The 20806-nt window shown below is 66.9% G+C and carries 19 protein-coding genes and 1 pseudogene; 15 read left to right on the top strand and 5 right to left on the bottom strand.

The features are described from left to right. The first annotated feature begins 104 nt into the window (after positions 1 to 104). Complete coding sequence (locus tag ACLBYD_RS22835; RefSeq protein WP_447818257.1) at positions 105 to 752, top strand: hypothetical protein; 648 nt, start codon at positions 105 to 107, stop codon at positions 750 to 752. A gap of 112 nt (positions 753 to 864) precedes the next feature. Beyond that, on the top strand, positions 865 to 1416 hold the full coding sequence (locus ACLBYD_RS22830; RefSeq protein ID WP_447818256.1) for a DUF2716 domain-containing protein: 552 nt from the start codon (positions 865 to 867) through the stop codon (positions 1414 to 1416). Between the two features lie 96 nt (positions 1417 to 1512). On the opposite strand, the gene ACLBYD_RS22825 is transcribed toward ACLBYD_RS22830, so the two are convergent. Then, positions 1513 to 1869, bottom strand: a complete 357-nt coding sequence (locus ACLBYD_RS22825; protein WP_447818255.1) for an amino acid permease — start codon at positions 1867 to 1869, stop codon at positions 1513 to 1515. A 99-nt stretch (positions 1870 to 1968) separates the two neighbouring features. Between ACLBYD_RS22825 and pip the strand changes: the two genes are divergently transcribed. Further along, positions 1969 to 2928, top strand: coding sequence for a prolyl aminopeptidase (gene pip, locus ACLBYD_RS22820; RefSeq protein ID WP_447818254.1), 960 nt, complete (start codon positions 1969 to 1971; stop codon positions 2926 to 2928). Here the strand turns inward: pip and ACLBYD_RS22815 are convergent. Next, complete coding sequence (locus ACLBYD_RS22815) at positions 2897 to 3019, bottom strand: hypothetical protein (protein ID WP_447818259.1); 123 nt, start codon at positions 3017 to 3019, stop codon at positions 2897 to 2899. The genes pip and ACLBYD_RS22815 overlap by 32 nt on opposite strands. A gap of 803 nt (positions 3020 to 3822) precedes the next feature. Between ACLBYD_RS22815 and ACLBYD_RS22810 the strand changes: the two genes are divergently transcribed. Next, positions 3823 to 4179: a hypothetical protein gene (locus ACLBYD_RS22810; RefSeq protein WP_447818253.1), complete on the top strand. Its 357-nt coding sequence runs from the start codon at positions 3823 to 3825 to the stop codon at positions 4177 to 4179. A 119-nt stretch (positions 4180 to 4298) separates the two neighbouring features. On the opposite strand, the gene ACLBYD_RS22805 is transcribed toward ACLBYD_RS22810, so the two are convergent. The 3 genes from ACLBYD_RS22805 to ACLBYD_RS22795 all read right to left on the bottom strand — a co-directional run bounded on the left by ACLBYD_RS22805 (position 4299) and on the right by ACLBYD_RS22795 (position 7454). Beyond that, entirely contained in the window at positions 4299 to 4913 is a 615-nt protein-coding gene (locus ACLBYD_RS22805; protein ID WP_447818252.1) for a DUF2510 domain-containing protein, read from the bottom strand. Between the two features lie 829 nt (positions 4914 to 5742). Then, entirely contained in the window at positions 5743 to 6486 is a 744-nt protein-coding gene (locus ACLBYD_RS22800; RefSeq protein ID WP_447818251.1) for an RES family NAD+ phosphorylase, read from the bottom strand. Further along, on the bottom strand, positions 6483 to 7454 hold the full coding sequence (locus tag ACLBYD_RS22795) for a hypothetical protein (protein WP_447818250.1): 972 nt from the start codon (positions 7452 to 7454) through the stop codon (positions 6483 to 6485). The genes ACLBYD_RS22800 and ACLBYD_RS22795 overlap by 4 nt, the downstream gene beginning before the upstream one ends. 633 nt (positions 7455 to 8087) lie before the next feature. On the opposite strand from ACLBYD_RS22795, the pseudogene ACLBYD_RS22790 reads away from it, so the two are divergent. From ACLBYD_RS22790 to ACLBYD_RS22740, 11 genes and pseudogenes are all read left to right on the top strand, one after another. Continuing rightward, positions 8088 to 8675: pseudogene (locus ACLBYD_RS22790) on the top strand (nuclear transport factor 2 family protein); the annotation flags it as partial. 329 nt (positions 8676 to 9004) lie between these two features. Beyond that, a complete protein-coding gene (locus ACLBYD_RS22785; RefSeq protein ID WP_272269778.1) occupies positions 9005 to 9757 on the top strand; it encodes an SDR family NAD(P)-dependent oxidoreductase in 753 nt (250 codons plus the stop codon). Between the two features lie 141 nt (positions 9758 to 9898). Beyond that, positions 9899 to 10939 (top strand): LLM class flavin-dependent oxidoreductase, encoded by a 1041-nt coding sequence (locus tag ACLBYD_RS22780; protein WP_447818249.1) that lies wholly within the window; start codon positions 9899 to 9901, stop codon positions 10937 to 10939. After that, entirely contained in the window at positions 10936 to 12573 is a 1638-nt protein-coding gene (locus ACLBYD_RS22775) for a long-chain fatty acid--CoA ligase (RefSeq protein WP_447818248.1), read from the top strand. Before ACLBYD_RS22780 ends, ACLBYD_RS22775 begins: the two co-directional genes overlap by 4 nt. Before the next feature lie 81 nt (positions 12574 to 12654). Beyond that, a complete protein-coding gene (locus tag ACLBYD_RS22770) occupies positions 12655 to 14610 on the top strand; it encodes an LLM class flavin-dependent oxidoreductase (protein WP_447818247.1) in 1956 nt (651 codons plus the stop codon). Beyond that, the gene (locus ACLBYD_RS22765) at positions 14607 to 15332 is read left to right on the top strand and encodes an SDR family NAD(P)-dependent oxidoreductase (RefSeq protein ID WP_447818246.1); all 726 of its coding nucleotides are present in this window, start codon (positions 14607 to 14609) and stop codon (positions 15330 to 15332) included. Before ACLBYD_RS22770 ends, ACLBYD_RS22765 begins: the two co-directional genes overlap by 4 nt. Positions 15333 to 15475: 143 nt before the next feature. Next, positions 15476 to 15898, top strand: coding sequence for a nuclear transport factor 2 family protein (locus ACLBYD_RS22760; protein WP_145709122.1), 423 nt, complete (start codon positions 15476 to 15478; stop codon positions 15896 to 15898). A gap of 50 nt (positions 15899 to 15948) precedes the next feature. Further along, positions 15949 to 17046 carry an LLM class flavin-dependent oxidoreductase gene (locus ACLBYD_RS22755; RefSeq protein WP_229583182.1) on the top strand — a complete coding sequence of 366 codons (1098 nt, stop codon included), beginning with the start codon at positions 15949 to 15951 and terminating at the stop codon, positions 17044 to 17046. Positions 17047 to 17110: 64 nt separating this feature from the next. Next, a complete protein-coding gene (locus ACLBYD_RS22750) occupies positions 17111 to 17605 on the top strand; it encodes a flavin reductase family protein (RefSeq protein WP_145709124.1) in 495 nt (164 codons plus the stop codon). A gap of 5 nt (positions 17606 to 17610) precedes the next feature. Further along, entirely contained in the window at positions 17611 to 18855 is a 1245-nt protein-coding gene (locus tag ACLBYD_RS22745) for a bifunctional 3,4-dihydroxy-2-butanone-4-phosphate synthase/GTP cyclohydrolase II (RefSeq protein WP_447818245.1), read from the top strand. Positions 18856 to 18934: 79 nt separating this feature from the next. After that, the gene (locus ACLBYD_RS22740; RefSeq protein ID WP_447818244.1) at positions 18935 to 20794 is read left to right on the top strand and encodes a GAF domain-containing protein; all 1860 of its coding nucleotides are present in this window, start codon (positions 18935 to 18937) and stop codon (positions 20792 to 20794) included. The last annotated feature ends 12 nt before the right edge of the window (positions 20795 to 20806 follow it).

Below are 20806 nucleotides of genomic sequence, written 5' to 3'. Positions count from 1 at the left end.
ACACGCCGCAACCGGTCGGCGTGTCGGCCAGAACGGGCAAAGGTTCACGGGTGCGGCACTAGGTCACCGCCGAGCTGACGCGCTTCGATTCCACTGTCGGATCCTTGGTGCCGCCGAGCTACGCCGGCTACACGCGGGTACTGCATCCCGCGCTGCGTGTCGAGCGCGACTCCGGCGAGTCGGTGCCGGTGCGGTGGGCCGAGGTCGCGGCCGCGACCGGGGCGGTGATCCATCCGACCGTCGAATGGTTCTCCCTGCTGTACGCCGGGACCATCCGCGGCGTCGGGGACGGCAAGGGCACTGTATGGGACGACGGACCCGAGATCGGGGACATGCCTGAAGAGCAGTTTGCCGCGCTGGCCGCGGTGCTCGCCGAGTACACCGACACCCCGGACGACTGTTGGTTCGGGTTCTGGGAAGGGCGCGGCGCAGCGCAGAGCCTGGGACTCCCCCGATTTGGGCCCCGGGTGCAGATTCCGGATCGGGAGAACTTTCTGGTCCACGGCACGGTGCGCGATGCGGTGCGCACTCTCGACTCGTGGGGACCGACTCTGTGGTGGCCGCAGGACCGAGCGTGGTTCGTCGCCACCGACATCGATCTGATGTCGACCTATGTCGGCTCGTCCCTCGACTGTGCCCGGGCGTTGCGTGCCTGCTCTACTGTCGAGGCCGTCGAGACCACCGCCGTGAATTCGGTGACCTGGACCAGTGACGGCATCAACCCGCTCCCCCCGAACCCGTACATGCGGTGACGAAGCCGGTCGCTGACATCGAAGGGCGGCGTGGACACCGTGACGCTTCTTCACGCCGACAGCAATTCTGTGCAGGAACACCGGGGCGATACCAGCGACAAGGAGGCCCGCCATGATGAGGCACACGCTCGACTTCGGTAGTCCGCTACCGCCGGGTTGGACCACACTCGACGAGGGACATCGGTCTCAGTACTGGGATCGGTTCACCGACCGGTTCGGATTCCGGCCAGGCCTTGCCGAGCCGGATTGGCCGGCGATCACCGAACCGACACCCTCGATCACGTTCGACCTCACCGCGCCCGGCGATGTTGCGGGCGCGTGGTCGAGCCGGTTCGATGCGGTCAACGCCGAAGCACTGCGGTGCTTCGTGACCGAGTTCGCCGACGATCCGATATTCGTGGTGCTGGACTGGCAGCACACCTGCTACCGGCTCGACGCGGCCGTGCATGCGAGCACCCCGGACACCGAGTGGCGGGTGCCGGTCTACCCGAACGGCGACTATTACATCTTTGTGCGCGACGACCTGAGCGAAGGCACCTTCGGGCACCCGTGGGAGCAGAGCCTGTGCGTGTTCGGCGAACGGCTGCTGGCCACGCTGGGCCGGACCTTGGCGACGTGGCTGCCTGTCACACGAATCGACGGCCGCCGCCCCGAGGATACGTAACGTCACCGAGCATCCCTGACTAGCTCAACTTCGTTGTTTTTCCTGCCATTTCGAGTATCTCGCAATGTCCTGCAGGACTCGTCGACGATGGCGGTGTCACACCCGGCGGCGCCGCCAGGCCCACACGCACCACCCGATCCCCACGAGTGAAGCCACCGGCAGCACCCATCTCCACCGGCGTAGTGTCACGAATCGCTGGTACTGCTCGCTCGACAAGAACTGCACACCGGGTCGATTCGCAGTGGGCGGCTCCCACCAGTAACTTCCCGAGCCGGTCAACACCTGAGGCCACGCGAAGACGCCGATTGCAATCGCGATGACGATGCAGGTGGCGGGGAACGCCACCCAGAACCACGGGAACCCTGGGGCGCTGCCGAGCCGGGCGCGTCGCGGCACCACCACGCCCGCCACTACCCCCACCAGTGCCAGAACACCCAACATCAACCACGCCATGCGGTCGGACGATACGGCGCTTCTACCGGCAGGTCCGGACGTGACGCACGGTGCTGTCGGAGGATCCGAACAGGGAGATGCCGTGACACACTCACCCGAATGGATCTGTTCCCGGCAATCGAACCCTACGACTCGGGACATCTCGCGGTCTCCGACGGCAACGTTCTCTACTGGGAAACTGTCGGTACCCCGTCGGGCCTTCCCCTGGTGTATCTCCACGGCGGACCGGGGCCAGGCTGCACCGCGGGTACGCGCAGGTACTTCGACCCAGACGTGTTTCGCGCGGTGCTGTTCGATCAGCGCGGCTGCGGACGCAGCACGCCCCGAGCCGATGATCCGAGCACCGACCTGTCCACGAACACCACCGATCACCTCATCACTGATATCGAGCGTCTCCGCGAACATCTCGGGATCGATAAGTGGGTGGTGGCCGGGGTGTCCTGGGGCGTGTGCCTCGCATTGGCCTATGCGCAAGCACATCCCGACCGGGTGGCCGGCATGGCGTTGGGAGCGATCACGGCAGGCAGCCGCCGGGAAGTCGAGTGGATCACCCGGGACATGCGGCGGATCTTCCGGCGCGAATGGGAACGGTTCGTCGAACCGGTGCCGCCGGCCGAGCGGGACACAAACCTGGCGGCTGCCTACGCGCGCCTGCTCGCCCATCCCGACGCGGTCGTTCGGGAGAATGCGGCGCTGCGCTGGTGTGAATGGGAGGATACCCACGTCTCGCTCGTTCCCGGATGGGCGCCCTCACCCCGCTATCAGGATCCGACGTTCCGGATGATGTTTGCGCGCCTGGTCACACATTACTGGGGCAATGACCACTTTCTCGGTGAGAACCAACTGCTCGACGGCATGCACCGGCTGGCGGGCATACCGGCGGTTCTTGTTCACGGCCGGTATGACATCTCCGGTCCGCTCGACACCGCGTGGGAGCTGTCCCGCCGGTGGGACAGTAGTTGCCTCGTTGTGGTCGAGGATGCCGGTCACGGCGGGGGTAGCTTCACCGGAGAGCTGGTCGAAGCGATCAGCAGCGTGGCTGAGACGACGCGAAGGTGAGGACGGTGGTTGTGCACGCGCTTCCTTCCAGGTGCCGGTACAACGTCATACGGCCTATCGAGAAGATCTCCGCGATCTCGGATTGATTCATCCCGTTGTCGCGCACCACCCGCGCCAGCTGATCTTCTTCGCCGTCATCGCCGGCGGACTGCCCCAACCCCGGTGCCGGCACGGACCGCGGCCAGGCCGTGTGGCTGGAAGTGTGGGGCCAAAGACAGTCCGGGGATGGCATTGAAGGCGCGCGCGGCGACGGCGACCATGCCGGCTTCAAGCGTGTCCGCGCTGCACGACGGGTGCCGTCAGCCAGGCGCCCGCCTGCGAACCGACTGGATATCCGGAGCTCCGACAGGCGACGAGCCATGGCAACGACGAAAACATCCCACCTTGACGGTGACGTCGAGGTGGGACGTTTGTGCGGCCTGAGAGGTCGGGGGTCGCTCAGGTCGCAATTGGATCATTGGCGATGTGTGCGCACAGCGCAGCTGAACGGCTTGCCGGTCGTGACTTCGTGACGCGATCGGGATCCGATGGTTGCGGGATGCCCGCCTCGCCCTCCCCCGATCGAAGGCGAGACGGGGCGTGTTCCGAAATCCCCGACTAGAACACGTTATCGCCGAACTCGGAGTCTTGGAGGTCGTTTCGGGAAGCATGCGGTGTGGGCGGTGCCGGCCGTCAACGTTTCACATTCCCATCGATTAGCCCGGGTCGGTGCCACAGAACCGGCGGCCGTCGGCCCTAGTGACCTCGGCGATGACACCGAGGTCAGGTTCGTAGACGACCTCGATATGTACGGCTCGTCGGGCTCCCGGCTATTGTCCGAACGACCGTCGCTAGTCATCGATCCATCCATCCGGTCAGCGATGTCAGTCTCGATGTGCAGTGTGATCACCCTGCATGGCGATCGGCTACGAACGGGACTCCCGCAACCAGATCGGGACGTTGCCGGAAGTACGTGGCCGACAGGTGATGTCCGGCAAGATCTGGCTTCGTTGCGTACGTGCAGGTCTCGGATCTGCCCCGTTGCAGCCATGCGGCGATTACGACGTGCGCTTCTTTCACCGCTGCGGACCGGTCGAAGGGGCGGGTATCCCCCTCACCGTGGGCTACGTGAACTGGCGAGCTGTTCATGGTGAACGCACTCGCGTGAATGAACCTCTGAACGCGGACTTCTCGGAAATGCCATGGTGCGTCGTGCTGGCCGCTGAAGCGGATATATGCCCTCGAGTGTTCCGGCCAGCGGTGGCTACGTGAAGGGTCTGTGCACGCTATTTGCTGTCGCGTTCCACGAACGTTCGGGCGCGCAGAACTCAGCAACACCCCTCGTGCAGGACGGTGGCGGCAGTCTGCTCCGGCATGAGTTCCTGCTGCGCTCAGAAGGTGTCGCTGATGGTGATCCTGTCGTAGGTCGCTGGGAACTTGTCGCCACTGGAGCAGTTCAAGGACGTGGTTTGACCGACCGGGATCTGTTCTGTCGTGCAGTCGACGAGCGCCACTACTTCGTTTCCGTCCATGAACTTGATCTCCACGAGCGCACCGTCCTTGTCACCTCGCGCATTGGTCACCTTCAGGCCCTCTATCTGGGCGTAACCGAGTGCGTCCTGCGTGACGGACCATCCGGGTGCGTACTGAAAGCCCGAGACCTCGAACGGCTGACCCTCGGTAATTGTCAGGGGGTTGTCGGGGCCGCCAGGGGCGGAGTCCTGGGCCTCCGCGGTTTCGATTGCCTCGTTGACCTCGTTCGCGGCGACAGCGAGGAATGCGATACAGCCGCCGATCGCCAATACACCCACTGCAACCAGCGCCAATAAGATGTTGCGCACGGTGTGCGATTTCTTGGGCGGCTGGGGTGCCGACGGAGGCGGTCCGCTGTTCTGTACGCGATCGGTCCACCGGGTTCCGTCCCACCATCGCATGACACCGGATGGGTCGGGGTAGTAGCCGGGTGCGGGCGAACCGGCACCGCCGGGATTCGATGCGTCGGACATCAGTGGAATCCTTTCCGCTGGTGGACGTTCGGTTTCCATCGAACGTAGTCACGGGAAGTACGTTCGGTCGCGTTTTCGGTCACGATGTAGTCCCGTGTCGGTGAGATGAAGCCTTCGAGATGCACAGGCGCTTTCCGGTTGGGGTCTCGCTGTCGCCGATGTCCAGCAGGATCCCTGAGCATCTCGATGAAGCGACCCGCACGACCATCAACAGGATCGCCCGGACCGAGTTGATCGTCGTGGGCGAGATCGGGATGCTGCCGCCGGCGTCAGGCTGCCGCCGAAGCGCTTCACTGTCTTATCGGTGCTGCCTATGAGCGGCACAGCGTCGTGGTAACCAACAAACCTGCATCTGTCCGGGTCGACACGATACCGTCGTCGTAGTCGACGTAGACTCTCGCCCTCGGCGCACCCTCGCCGCCTCTGCGGTCCGGATCGTGAGCCGTGAACACCGCGTGGGGACGCTCGTTGTTGTACGCACGGAAGTGTCTTAAGCCCCGCCAGCGGGTGCGTAGTCGTCGTTCCACTTCAGCCGCGCAACGGGCACGAATCCCGCGTCGGCATACAGGTCAGGCAGGACCGTATCGAAGCAGTCCAGGCGGCGGCCACCGGGCACAATGGCTTGGCAGAGCATCGACTGCACGGCCTTCGGGTGAGCGCAATCCCCTTCGAGCGAACGCGGACACAAGCTCGTCGCCGACAGAGTCACGCTCGGGTGTCGTCCGAGGCGAGCTTCTCGAGATCGTGGACAAGTGCTCGACAACATTGCCGTGTGGCTGAGGACGCATCCCGCAAGGGTGGCGACGTCGCCGCAGACGACCTGCAGCGTTTACTCTTCGTCCTCGGGGTTGGGTTCGGCGAGTACGACGCCGGCGCTGATGAAGACGGCGCGTGCGATGTCGTACCGCAGGGAGGCGTCACGGACCGGGGCGCGCATGTCGACGAGGGAGTACGCACCGGGCTCGGTCAGTGGCCCACCTGGGCGTTGTACGAGCAATAGGGCCGTGCTGTGGGTGTCGTTGCGACACGGGTATGCCAGGCCGTGCAGGTGCGGGTTGCGGACAAGGATGGCGTGCGCGACGCGGCGGCTCCACCCGTAGTCCCGACGTGTGCAGCTGTGGATGCTGCTGGTCAGTCCGATTTTCCGCAGATGTGGGTCGCGCAGGGTGGCGACGTCGAGGTCGACGTGTAGTTGCCATCGCACCAATGCTCGTCCGTCGACCTGGACGGCCGCAATGATGCGGCTGGCGGGGATCTTCTTCGCGCGCAGGATCCCTTCGGCGACGGCACCGTCGAGTGTGGGCGAGCAGTACACGTACCCACCGTGGGCACGGTCGAGGGGATCGAACCGGCCTTGTTGACCGAGTTCGGCTCCGGTGGGGTGCTCGTGATGGACAGAGATGTTCGGGTTGAACGTCGACACGTCGTAGGGCGGGTCGAGTTCGACGAACCGCCACAGTGTCGTGCCGGCCGGCACGGTCATGACTTCGACGGCGGATCCGTTGTAGAACTCGTCGTCCTCGGGACGCTGGAGCGGAACCTCTGGGTGGTCGCTGGTGGGGTGTTCGCTCACATTCCTGCCGTCAGGTCGTCGAGCGCCGCGTCGAGGAGCTGCTCGTCCAGCGTGCCGGCGGCCAGAGCTGCTACCGGGCTCATCTCGTCGAGGATGTCGTTGTCCTCGAACCACCACGACAAGGTGCCCCACGGATCGTTGAATGCGCCGAGTCGCATGTTGGCGCGTTCGACGAGGGGATGGATGCCGCCGCGGGGATCGAACTGGAAGGCTGGGAAGCGGAATCCGTTGGCCACTTTGAGCGCGAGCAGTTTCGACTCTTTGCGGCGCTCGTGCGCGATGGTCCGGGAGCTCGACTGTCCTGTGCGGGAGAGCCGGCTCGAGGCCTCCTGCGCCGAGTAGGTATCGCGATGCAGGTCGATCGGCGGCGTGTACTCGAACGGACCCGCCGAGGTGGGAATCGTCACCGGCCGGTGCGGTGCCGATTCCGACCTCGTGGGGACAGCCGTCGTTATGGCGGCGGGTTCGAGGGTGACCCGCACGCTGAGCAGGGGGCCTTGCCGCTCGATCTCGACACGGCACTGCGCCCGGGTGGAAACCTCGGACAACTTCTCCAGCAGGTACGCGCGGATGAGGGCGTCGTGCGCTTCCGGAGCGGCTCCGAAGGACACCTTCTTCGACACTGCTGCCGCGCCGTTCGAGGCAAGGAACGAAGCGACGAGTCCGTCGACGATGCGATCGAGGCGCGCCGCGGTTGCTGCGGTTACCTTCCGCCTACGTCCCAGACCGTCCGGTGCGCCGGGCTGAGGCTTGACCAGTCCAGGGATGCGGCCGCCTCGTCGCGCGGACGTGGCCGAGCCCTTTGCGGGTCGGGTGCCCGAGGTCTGCTCGGGGCGGCTGCCACCGTTGCGGACTGTGACGGCGGCAGCTGCCACCAGAGGTGCATGCATATGGCGGCATGCCTTGGCTCGCTTGATCGCGGCTGCCTGCGCTGCCTTCCGGTGCAGGTCACTGCGTGAGTGCGCCATCACACCTCCCATATCAGTACAGTCCGAACGATCCGTACACCATCGTACCGCAGGGCCGCAGCGTCTACTAGACCGCCGATACGCACACCCCTTTCGCTCCGGGTGCTTCCCTGATGCGGACGGGGTCTGCGCAGCGCACCACCATCCCGCCGGAACACCTGGCGACCTCGTTCCGATCATGTGAGCCATGCCGGTTGCAGCTCGCGGACCATCGGCGTCGCCGATATCGCAGCTCCCCAGAAGACCGAAGATCGGGGCGAGGTCGACCTCGCCCAACTCGGAGCGCGGGTGCGTGCCTGCTCTACTGCGTCCCCTCGCACGCCCTCTGAAGCCGTCCCCTGTGCCCAGGACCGCGCCTGGCCCTGGGATACAGGCGGCGGCGACGCGAACTGTGGAACGAATGTTCATCCCCGGTACCGATGTGCGCAATCGTGTCGGTGCCAGGACCGGCAGGCACTGTCCGATGCCGAGAACAACCTGATCGAGAACCGCGTCGCCGAACTGCACGACGATCCCCCCAGGTGGCTCGTACCTACGATGTCTCCGGTTTCTGCAATTGGTCGCCCGTTGAGGTCGGATACATGCGGTTGCCGTGGCCGGTACTACTGGGCGAGGTAGTCGCACGCCGAACTTCAGGCTCTGAGTTGTCGTTACGCCTGGGGACAAGATCGGTTAGGCGCGGCGCTGCGACGTTCGGTCTTTTGGTCCGAGGCCTGGTGCTCGTATGGCGACTACGAAGGCGGGCCGGATGGATTCGTCGAGTTCGCTCAGTCCGCTCTGCACTGGTTTACCCGAATAGTTCACCTACTAGGATGTGCGTGCTTCGAGGTGGACGGAGAGAACGAATACGGCGAGGTCTACGCGCAATCATTGCATTATTGGACAGACCGACACGGGCACAACAAACCTCTTACCGTGAGCGGCAGGTACGTCGATCAGTCCAGTCGCCGAAATAGCCAGTGGCGCATCATGCATCGGCGCGAAGTGTGTGACATTTCCACAGTTCAGATCGTCCAGGACGGCCAGCTTCTACTCGGCTCCACGACGGTAGGCTCACGTCCAGGTCATGGGCCTCGTACGACCGCACTGCCCACGGCACGTACCACGAGGTTCAAGCCCCGTTCCTACGAGAATCCGCCCGAGAAACCGTGCGTTGCACATCCGTGCCCGGGTGACACCGCAGCGTACTGGTACGGACTGAGCCCGGCGATACAGCCATAGCCGTGTTGTTGTTTATCGCGATAGCGCCGTGCCAGGCCTGGGCAGTGATACTCATCCAGTCGATTTATCTGCCCTGCAAAGCAGGCTTGCTGGCACATGCTGTGACCACAGCTGTACCACCGACGTGCACGCGGCCCACGCAGACCAGCATCTTGTACCGGCCTCCAAACAGCCATCGACAAGAACGTGCGGGCTACCGGCTCGACTTCGTATCGTGTGGATCCGCAGAACCGCCAATCTCCGCCAACCGTCGAGCCTTTTGTGCGCGAACGGTTCTGCACTCCGATGGTCCACCACTCTCCCGCATTCACACGAGAAGAGAGCACATCATGTCGTTGAACGGAAAGATTGCCATCGTCACCGGCGCCGCCCAGGGCATCGGGCAGGCCACCGCCAAACGTCTCGCCTCCGAGGGCGCCACCGTCATCGCCGCGGACATCCAGGACGCCTCCGCCACCGTCGACGCCATCGCGCAACTCGGCGGCAAGGCCCATGCCTATGAACTCGATGTCCGGGTCATGAACAGCTGGGCCGACACCGTCCGCGAGGTGATCGACGGGCACGGGCGCGTCGACCTGCTCGCCAACGTTGCCGGAGTGGTCAACATGCTCAGCGAGGACAGCGTCGTCGGGCTCACCGAGGAGGCCTGGGACAACGTCATCAACACCGATCTCAAGGGTGTCTGGCTCGGCATGCGGGCCGTCATCCCCCACATGATCGAGCGCGGTGGCGGCCGCATCGTGAACATCTCCTCGATGGCCGCGCTGCGGGGCCTGCCCAATCTCGCCTCCTACTCGGCGGCGAAGGGCGGGGTGGTGTCGCTGACCAAGCAGGCCGCATTCGAGTACGGCCCGCACAACATCCTCATCAACGCGATCTGCCCGGGCACGATCGACACCCCGATCCTGGCGGACATCACCGACGAGATGCGCGAGGCCAACGCGAACGCGCACATCGTGCGGCGCCTGGGTCTGCCGGAGGAGATCGCCTCGATGGTCGCCTATCTCATGCGTGAGGGCAGCTTCCTCACCGGCGAGATCTACCCGGTCGACGGCGGCTGGGCCGCCAAGGGCAATTTCTGACTGCCCCGGATTTTCGACCTCCCTTTTGGATCCTTCGACAATCCCGTCGGTCCCGGCGCCTTCCCACGCCGGGACCGACATCTCATTCTGTGACCCACGACATAGTTCGGCCTGATGCAACGACGATCGAGGAGAGCCTCCGTGACCGATCAATCCTGCTCCTTCGGCCTGTGGTACGACTTCCGGAATCCCGCGCGGTGGCCGCGCACCTTCACTCGCTTCTACGAGGAGACCCTCGAGCAGATCGCCTGGGCCGAAAGCCGCGGCATCGACTCGGTCTGGCTCACCGAACATCACTTCATGGCCGACGGGTACACCCCGTCGCCGTTCGTGCTCGCCGGCGCGATCGGGGCCCGCACCCGCTCGTTGCGCATCGGCACCAACCTCATCGTCTCCCCGCTGCACAACCCGATCCGCCTCGCCGAGGACGCCGCGACCCTGTCGCTGCTCACCAGTGGACGTTTCGATCTCGGAGTGGGGCAGGGCTATTGGCAACCGGAATTCGACGCCTTCGGACGGTCACTGCGACACCGCCCCAGCCTCCTCGAGGAAGGCGTCGACATGATTCGGCGGGCGTGGTCGGGGGCGTCCGCCGAATTCCACGGCAAGCGTTACGACTTCCCGGCCCTGCCGGTCACCCCACGCCCGGAATCAACCCCGCAGCTGCTCGTCGGCGCGATGGCCGAACCCGCGATCGAACGGGTGGCACGCATCGCCGACGGGTTCCTCAGCACCCAGAACGTGCACCACGAAGCCTATCTCGACGCGCTCGAACGTACGGGACGCTCCCGGGAGGAGGGCCGCATCTACGCCGGTCAGTGGGCGATCGTCGCCGAGGATCCCGAAGGCGAGTGGGCCCGCATCGGCGAGCACGCGCTCTACCAGATCAACGGCTACATCGAGATGGGCGCCTTCGGCCCGCCCGAGTCCACCCCGACCTTCGCGACCCCGCAGGATCTACTCGACGCCGGCTCGTTCGTGCTGTGGGACGCCGACACCGCCGTGAAGGAACTGACCAGCCTGCTGTGCGAGCGGCCGCAGATCAAGGACGTGCACTTCTGGGCACAGCTGCCCGGCGAATCGGTCGAAAGCGGTTCGGCCCGCATCGAACTGCTCACCGCGAAAGTGATCCCGCAGGTACGTGCGGCGGTCGCCGCCGCCCGACAGGAGGTGACCGCATGACCCCGCCGCCGGCCACCGGTTCCACCACCCCGCTACTCATCACCGACTTCCTCTACCGCGCCTGTGATCTTTTCGCCGCGAAGACGATCACCGAGTACCGGGACGGCGAGAAGATCCACGAATACACCTACGGCGAGTACGCCGACCGGGTACTGCGCCTGGCGCAGGCGCTGATCGACCTCGGGGTGCAGCCCGGCGACCGGGTCGCCACGCTGGCGTGGAACCACCACCGTCACCTCGAGCTGTACATGGCCGCACCGTTGGCCGGGGCGGTGCTGCACACGCTCAACCTGCGGCTCGAGGCCGACGAGATCGCCTACATCGTCGACCACGCCGACGACCGCGTGGTCTTCGCCGACTCGTCGCTGCTGCCCCTGCTCGATACCGCCCGGGCGCGCCGCCCCGGCATGCCGGTACTCACCACCGACAGCGACTCCCCGGACCTGCGCTCGCAGGATGAACTGATCGCCGCCGCATCCCCGCTGCCGGAACCGGTACCACGCGACGAGAACGACCTGGCCGCACTGTGCTACACCTCGGGCACCACCGGATCCCCCAAGGGCGTGGGCTATTCGCATCGCGCCCTGTACCTACACACCTTCACCGCGTGCCTGGCCGACGGGCACGCGATCAGCGAACGCGACACCGTCTGCCACATCGTGCCGATGTTCCACGCCAACGCTTGGGGCATCCCTTTCGCCGCGTTGATGACCGGCGCGAACCAGGTGCTGCCCGGACCGCATCCGGCGGTGCCCGACCTCGCGACCATCCTCGCGGCCGAGCAGGTCACGTACACCGGCATGGTCCCCACCGTCGCGGTGGACCTGGTGCGCCACACCCTCGCCGAGCAGATCGACCTCACCTGTCTGCGGGCGCTGGTACTCGGAGGCTCCACCCCCACCCCAGAGCTGATCCGCAGCATCGAGGAAGACCTCGGCGTGCGCGCCTACCAGGGCTGGGGCATGACCGAGCTGTCACCGATGGGCACCTTCGCGCGGCCCCCACGCTCGGCCGACGACGACCCGCAGCGCCGCTACGAGTACGTCCGCCGGCAGGGCCGGTTACTGCCCGGCCTGCACTGGAAGCTCGTCGACGACGACGGCGCTGTAGTTCCCCACAACGGCATCGACCGCGGGGAACTGCTCATGCGCGGACCCTGGGTCGCCGAACGCTACTACCACGACGAACACCCCGAGGCGTTCGTCGACGGCTGGCTGCGCACCGGCGACATCGCCACAATCGACCCCGAGGGCTATCTGACGATCGTCGACCGGGCCAAGGACCTGATCAAGAGCGGCGGCGAGTGGATCAGCTCCGTCGCCCTCGAACAGGCCCTGACGACGATCCCGCAGGTTGCCGAGGCCGCGGTGATCGCGGTGCCGCACGAACGCTGGCAGGAACGCCCGCTGGCGTTCGTCGTGCCCGCGGACGGCGCGCACCTCGATCCGGAGCAGGTCCGCGCAGCGCTGGCCGAGCGGGTGCCGCGCTGGTGGGCGCCCGAACAGGTCGTGGTCCTGGATTCCCTGCCGCGCACCAGCGTCGGCAAGCTCGACAAGAAGACGCTGCGCAGCCGGGCCGGCGACGGGTTGTTTGTGGATCCCCACAAGACGGCCTCGGCGACCTCGTCCACGTGACGCGGCTCACGTTCTAGCGTCGGTGCCACACCGGCCCCGCCGAAGAAGAAGGGGCGTTCGTCGTCGCCAGGAGGAGCTCTCGTGAAGTTCGGCATCTTCTACGTCCTCGAATGCCCCGACCACGACTTCCCGCGCGCCTACCGCGAGATGCTCGAACAGGTCGAATACGCCGAGAAACTGGGCTTCGACGAGGTGTGGCTGGCCGAACACCACGGCAGCGACTACGGTTCCATGCCCTCCCCGCAGGTGGCGGCGGCCGCCATCGCGCAACGCACGCAGCGCATGCGCATCGGGATCGCGGTGAGCAATCTGACCTTCGACTGGCCGGTGCGCATCGCCGAGGACTACGCGATGGTCGACGTGCTCTCCGACGGGCGCCTCGACTTCGGCGTCGGCCGCGGCTACCAACCCCAGGAGTTCCGCAACATGGGGGTCGGCGACCTGCAGGGCGCGAGCCGGGACATGTTCACCGAAGCCCTCGAGATCGTGCGCGGGCTGTGGAGCAAGCCGGCGGGACAACCGTTCTCGTACCACGGCAAACACTTCGACCTCGAGGACGTCGACTGCCGCCCCACCCCGGTGCAGCGCCCCACCCCACCGATCTACATCGCCTCGATCAGCCCCGAGACCCTCGATCTTGCCGCTGACCAGGGCTACAACATGCTCGTCACCCCCACCTTGATGACGATGCCCGAACTGAACAGCTTCGTCGTCGACGCCAAACGCCGATTGCGGGATCTGGGCCGCGACATCCTCGACCTGGATTTCCCGATGAACTGGCAGATCCACCTCGCCGACACCGAACAGGCCGCGGTGGACAACGCCCGCGAGGCGTTGACCTGGTACTTCGACGCCGCACTGTCGGCGGTGCCGCAGGGCCCGGACGTGCCGCCGACCTACGAGCGCTACGCCGAACTGGTCTCGGCCACCGACGAGGCCGGCGGCGTCACCGTCGATGGTCTGCGCGACGGCGGCGTCGTCTACGTCGGCGACCCCGACGGCCTGATCCGGCAGCTCGACGCGCTGCACGACGAGACCGGGCTGCAGCACCTGATCTGCTGGATGCGCTTCGGCGGCCTCGAGCACGACAAGGTGCTGCGATCGATGGAACTGTTCGCCGAGCACGTCATGCCGCGCTTTCGCGACCGCGCCCCGGTGGTGCCGCGGGCGCTGCGGGAGCAGCCGGCCCCCGAGACCACGTCCTTGCCCCCTTCCCTACTCGTTCAGGAGGACACCATGGGATATCTGCCCGTCGAGAACGACCGCAGCATCTACTTCGAACACCACCGCGGCAGCGGCCGGCCGATCGTGCTGGTGCACGGCTGGGGCGCCAACGCCCGCGCCTGGGACACCACGCTGCCGGCGCTGCTCGCCCACGGCAACGAGGTCGTCACCGTCGACCTGCGCTGCTGCGGCCGGTCCGACAAGGACTTCGACGACGTGTCGATCGCCGCACTCGGTGAGGACGTCGTGCGCCTGGTCGACCATCTCGGGCTCGACCAGCCGGTGATCAACGGCTGGTCGCTCGGCGGAGCCGTCGCCACCGTCGCCGTCGCCCAGCTCGGCGACCGGGCGTCGGGGCTGGTGCTCACCGGCGGGGCCTCCCCGCGCTACACCGCGACCGACGACTGGCCGCACGGCGGCTCGGTCGACGACGTCGAGGGCACCCTCGCGGCCGTGGCCGCGAACCGCGCCGAGACCTTCCGCGGGGTTGCCGCGGCGGTATGCGCGCAGAATCCCGGTGAAGCCGTACTGGATTCGATCTGGGACATGTTCATGGCCATGGGGCCGCGCGGGGACGACTCGCTGCGCGATCTCGCGACGGTGGATCTGCGCAAGGAGATGGCGGCGCTCGAGGTGCCGATCCTGCTGCTGCACGGCACCGCCGACGCGTTCGTGCCGTTCTCCGCGGCCGAGGCCGTGCGCAGTATCAACGCACGCGCCGAACTCGTCGAGTTCACTGGGGTCGGGCACGCGCCCTTCCTCGAGGACCGCGACCGCTATCTCGCCGCGCTGACGGGATTTCTGAAGCGATGACCGAGACGAAGAACTGGCTGGTCACCGGTGGGTCGCGGGGCATCGGCCGGGCGGTCGTCGAGCAGGCGACCGCCCGCGGCGACCGGGTCGCGGTGTTCGCCCGCAAGCCTGCCAGCGCGCAGTGGGCCCATCCGGACCGGGTGGTCGAGATCCACACCGATATCGCCGATCCGGACTCGCTCGCCCGCGGGGTCGACACCGTCTTCGAAGAGTTCGGCTCGCTCGACGTGGTGGTCAACGCCGCCGGGGTGCATCGTGGCGGCCGCATCGGCGATCTGTCGCGCAAGCACTGGGACGAGGTGATCGGCACCAATCTTTCCGGCGCGTTCGAGCTGGCCCGCACCGTCTCGCCCCGACTCGGGGCCGGCGCAGCGATCATCAATGTCGGTGCGGTGGTAGGTTTCCGGGGATTCCCGGGTGATGTGGCCTACGGGGCGGCGAAAGCCGGCCTGCACGGGCTGACGCAGGTGCTCGCTGTCGAGCTGGCGCCACGGCAGATCCGGGTGAACCTGGTGATCCCTGGTTTCGTGGACACCGACATGACCTCCGCCCTGACGGGGCGGGCACGCGAGCGGATCCTCGCGGCGATCCCGATGGGCCGCACCGGTCTTCCCGAAGAGATCGCGCAGGTCATCGTGGGTGTCGCCGATTCGCCGTACATGACCGGGTCGGTGGTGGCCACCGACGGCGGGTTGATGAGCTCGTTCAGTTCCCGCAGTTGACCCCCGGGGCGTTGTAGCGACCTACAACCGCCGGGAAACTTACGTGACCCACGCCACAGGCTTCCGGCTAGTCTCGAGCACAGCAGCACCGAAAACGTTCCCCCGCTGCATTTTTCGTCCAATCCCCTCCGAAAGGAGTTCGCATGGACAACGTCGCGAGCGCCGGAAGCCTCGAAGCGGCCAACAAGAAGCTCGTCTCGGAATTCATGGAGGTCTTCTCCACCGGCGACGTCGAGGCGATCATGGGCTATCTCGCCCCCACCGCCACCTGGTGGGTCGCCGGCACCATCGAGGGCATCTCCGGCACCAAGAACAAAGAAGAGTTCCGCGCGATGCTCTCCGGTCTGTCGACCGAGACGAAGACCGGCGCGATCCGTCTGACCCCGCTGGCGTGGACCGCCGAGGGCGACCGCGTCGCGGTGGAGACCGAGTCGTACTCCGAGATGAACAACGGCCGCATCTACAACAACCTCTACCACTTCGTCTTCGAGGTCCGCGACGGGCAGATCCAGTCGGTCAAGGAGTTCCTCGACACCGAACACACCCGGGCCGTCTTCCTCGGCTGACTCCCCTCCCTATTCCTCCTGAAACCCCACTCACACAAGGAGCTACGTCCATGGACGTCGGAATGCTGCTGGTCTTCCAGAACTACCACGAGAACGTCAGCGACCAGGAGGTCTTCCTCCGCGAACTCGAGATGGGCGTCGACGCGGAGAAGTACGGATTCGACGCCGTCTGGTCCGCCGAACACCACTTCGACGACTACTCGATGTGCCCGGACAACCTGCAGATCATGTCCTACATCGCGGGTCGGACCTCGACGATCAAGCTCGGCACCGGCGCCGTGATCCTGCCGTGGAACAACCCGGTCCGAGTCGTCGAAAAGATGGCGATGCTCGACATGATGTCCGGCGGCCGCGCCCTCTACGGCATGGGCCGCGGCCTGGCGAAGATGGAGTACGACGCCTTCGGCATCCCGATGGACGAGGCCCGCGGCCGGTTCATCGAGGCCGCCAACCTCACTATCGAGGGGCTGCGCACCGGCGTCGTGGACAACCCCGACGGCGAGTTCTACAAGCAGGCCCGCGTGGAGATCCGGCCCGCCCCGAACCCCGCCTACGAGTGGACCCGCGACCGGCTGTTCGGCGCCGCCATGTCCCCCGATTCCGTGCCGGTCATCGCCGATCTCGGTGTGCGCATGATGACCTTCGTGCAGTACGAGTTCGCCAAGCACGCCGAAGCGATCAACCGCTGGCGCGATCTGTACCGGGAGCGGTGGAACACCGAACCGCTGCCGCCGGTCGTGCAGGACTTCGTCATCTGCCACGAGGACGCCGAGGAGGCCCGCCGCCTCGCCTACGAGCACACCGCCCGCTACTTCCTGTCGGTGATCAAGCACTACGACTTCGCCGGCGAGCACTGGCGCAACACCCGCGGCTACGAGACCTACCAGGCCGGCGCCGACATGATCCGCGAGGCCGGCATGGAGGCCGCCGCCGACGCCTACGTCGAGGCCAACATCTACGGCACTCCCGAGCAGATCGTCGAGAAGTACGCAGCCCGCCACGAACTGGTCGGCGACGTCTTCGTCAATGCCGCCTTCGCGTTCGGCGGCCTGCCGATCGACCAGGCCGAGAAGTCGCTGAAACTGTTCGGCGAGAAGGTCGTTCCCGAACTGCACAAGTTGAAGGCGAAGGTCCCGGCCGGCGCCTGATCCCGACCCGGGCGGTGCCCGGCCCAGCCGGGCACCGCCCGTTCCATCCCGTCGGAGGACGACCATGAACTCCCCACTCACTCAAGACCTCACCACCGTGTTCCGGGACGTGATGGCCGGCGTGTGCACCCCCGTCACGGTGGTGACCGCACTCGACGGCGACCGCCCGCACGGCACCACCGTCAGCGCCTTCGCGTCGCTGTCGATGGATCCTCCGATGGTGCTCGTCGCACTCGACCGCGGATCGGACCTGCTCACCGTCGTGCGCGGACAGGGCCGGTTCGGAGTCAACATCCTCGGCCACGGCCAGGACAGCCTGGCACTGACCTTCGCCCGCAAGGGTCCCGACAAGTTCGCTGCCGTCGCATGGTCACTGTCGGCGGGCACCCCGCGCATCACCGGCACCCCTGGATGGGTGGCGTGCACCGTTTCTGACCTCGTCGACGGCGGCGACCATGTGGTGGTCCTCGGCCACGTCACCGAGGCCGACCGCCACGACCACCCGCCGCTGACCTACCACCGGCGCACTTTCGGCACCCACAGCGCAGAACAGGAGTAGTGGCCATGCCCCGCACCCCGGCCCAGCAGGTCGAACTCGCCGTCGAGGCCCTCGCCGCGGGCGGACTCGTCGTCGTGGTCGACGACGACGACCGCGAGAACGAAGGCGACCTCGTCACCGCCGCGTCGACCATCACCGCCGAGCAGATGGCGTTCCTCGTACGCCACACCACCGGCATCGTCTGCGCACCCATGCCGGCACACCGCGCCGACGCGCTCGACCTGCCGCTGATGGTCGAGCACAACACCGACGCGCACGGCACCGCCTTCACCGTCAGCGTCGACCACGTCTCCACCGGCACCGGGGTCAGCGCCGCCGACCGCGCCGCGACGATGCGGGCCCTCGCCGACGAGACCACCGCCCCCGCCGATCTGCGGCGCCCCGGACACGTCTTTCCACTGCGCGCCCGCGAGGGCGGGGTCCTCGCCCGCGCCGGGCACACCGAGGCCGCCGTGGACCTGCTGCGCCTGGCCGGGGCCGGCGAGGTGGGGGTGATCGGCGAGATCGTCGCCGAGGACGGCTCCATGCGCCGCGGCGACGACCTGGCCGAGTTCGCCCGCATCCACGGGCTGCCGCTCCTGCGCATCGCCGACCTGGTGCACTACCGGGCAGCGACCGAACCGTTCGTCGAGTACGTCGCCGAGGCGCAGATGCCTACCGAGTTCGGGACGTTCCGCGCGGTGGCGTTCCGGTCGGTGCTCGACGACAGCGAACACCTGGCACTGGTGATGGGTGACATCGCCGCAGCCGGCCGCAGCCGCGAGGGGGTGCTGGTGCGGGTACACAGCGAATGCCTCACCGGCGACATCCTCGGCTCGCTGCGATGTGACTGCGGCGCCCAACTCGAACGCGCCCTCGAAGAGATTGCTCGCGAGGGCTGCGGGGTGCTGGTCTACCTCCGCGGCCACGAGGGGCGCGGTATCGGGCTCGCCCACAAGATCCGCGCCTACTCGCTTCAGGAGCAAGGCCTGGACACCGTCGATGCCAACCGCGCCCTGGGGCTGCCGGACGATTCGCGTAGCTACGGGGTGGGCGCCCGCATCCTCGCCGACCTGGGGGTACGGCGCATGCGGCTGATCACCAACAACCCGAGCAAGCTCGGCGGGCTGGAGGGCTACTCGATCGAAATCGTCGGCCGGGTGTCGCTGCCGACCGCCGTCACTGCCCATAACCTGCGCTATCTGCGGGCCAAGCGGGACCGGATGGGGCACGTGCTCGACACTTCTCTCCCCGATGTGATCGCGACCTGACCATCGACTATTTTGTGATGTTGCACAACATCGTGGATGCCGAGTGACCGCGACCACGACGAGGAGGCGAGAGGACGGCATGACCCTGCTGCCGAGCACCGGAACCGGAACCACCCCGCTCCGTCCTCCGGGCACGGCCACCGTCCCCCGTCACCGCGAACGCGACGTCATCACCGCCTTCGCCGAGATCACCGGGGAGGCGATCAAGGACACCGACCTCGAGGAACTACTGCGCGCAGTGTGCCTCAAGCTGTGCGAGGTGATCGGGGTCTGCCGCTCCTCCCTCTACCTCAAGCGCCCCGACGGACGCTTCCGCGGCGCCGCCGGGCACTGCGCCGAGCAGGGCGACATCACCGAAGCCGTCAAACGCCAGGAATCCGGGATCGAGGGCGACCGGTTCAGCCGGGAGATCATCGACACCGCCCGCCCGGTGCTCATCGAGGACGTGCGCAACGACCCGCGACCACACCGGCGCACCATGGAGCACTGGCAGGTACGGGCCATGCTCGGCGTCCCCCTGGTATTCGACGGCGAGGTCATCGGGCTGCTGTTCGTCGACGACCGCGACGGCGACCACGCCTACACCCAGGAAGACATCGAGATCGCCGAGATGTTCGCGCAACTCAGTGCGCTGTTCATCAGCCAGGCCATGCTCAACGTGCGGCTGCGCACCCAGGCCTCGGAGATCGCCCGCAGCCGCAACACCCTCGCCTATCTCGCCGACGTGCACCGCAAACTCACCAACGCCGTGCTCGAAGGCGCCGACATCCACACCGTCGTCGCGCTGCTGTCGGACCTGTCCGGCAAACCCGTCGTGCTCTACGACGAGGACTTCCGGGTCCTGGCCTGGTCCACGCCCGCCGCCCTCGGCCTCGACCGACCACCGGTGATCTCCGAGAAGATCCGGGGCATGCCATCGGTGAAGGCCGAACTCGCCGGTCTGAGCCCCGCGCGCCCGTCCGCAGTGGTGCCACCGACCCTGTCGGTCGGGCTCGGCCGCCGGCACCTGATGTGCCGGCTCGTCATCGAGGGCCGCCCCAACGGCTATCTCGGCATCGTCGAGGTCGGCCGGTCGCTCGAAGCGGTCGACGCGAACATCGCCGAGCACGGCGCGACCGTGCTGTCGCTGCAGATTCTGTCCGAACGCCGCCAGATCGAGACGCAAGGGCAGGCGCGCGACGACTACCTGTCCGACCTGCTGCGCAACACCCGCGACAAAGAACACCTGATCCGCCGCGGCCCGCAGTTCGGCATCGACCTGACCAACCCGCACGTGCTGGTGCGGTTCACCCTGTCCGCGAACCCGCGCCTGACCGCCTCGGCCGCGCAGCGCCTGGTCACCCGCCGTTTCCGGGAGATCTTCGGCATCGACGAGCCCGCCGCGGTGAAACTGCCCGGCCACATCATCGTGCTGGTCCCACTCCGCGAGGGCGGCTCCGCCGACGAGCTGGCGGCGGTGCGCGAGAAGGTGCAGCAGGTGCGCGCGTCGCTGCAATCTGATCTGGCCACCGGCGCCACCGTCATCTCCGGGGTGTGCCGGGAGGTCACCGACTTCCCGCACGCCTCGCGCGAGATGCGGGAGGTCGCCGAGATCGCCCACTCCTTCGACCGGTCCGAGGACGTCCTCGACGTCACCGAACTCGGTCTGCTGCGTGTCGTCGTGAGCTCCGGCCGGGTCAAGGAGGCCGTGCGGTTCGCGCACGAGTACGTGCACACCGTGCGCGCCACCGACGACGGGATCCTGCTGGCGACCTGGCGCGCCTTCGTCGCCGCGGAAGGGCGGGTCCAAGGCGCCGCCGCGATGCTGGACGTGCACGAGAACACCGTTCGCTACCGGATGGGCAAAATCAAGGAGCTGACCGGGCTGGACCCGAGCAGCCTCGACGCCCTGCTCTCGGCGCGCCTGGCCTTCCAGATCCTCGAATTCTCGGCCCGCTGACCAGCGCCGATC

This window comes from Rhodococcus sp. C26F, assembly GCF_053345925.1.
Note: the sequence above shows the minus strand (reverse complement) of the source record. Positions and strands in the feature narration are given on the sequence as shown.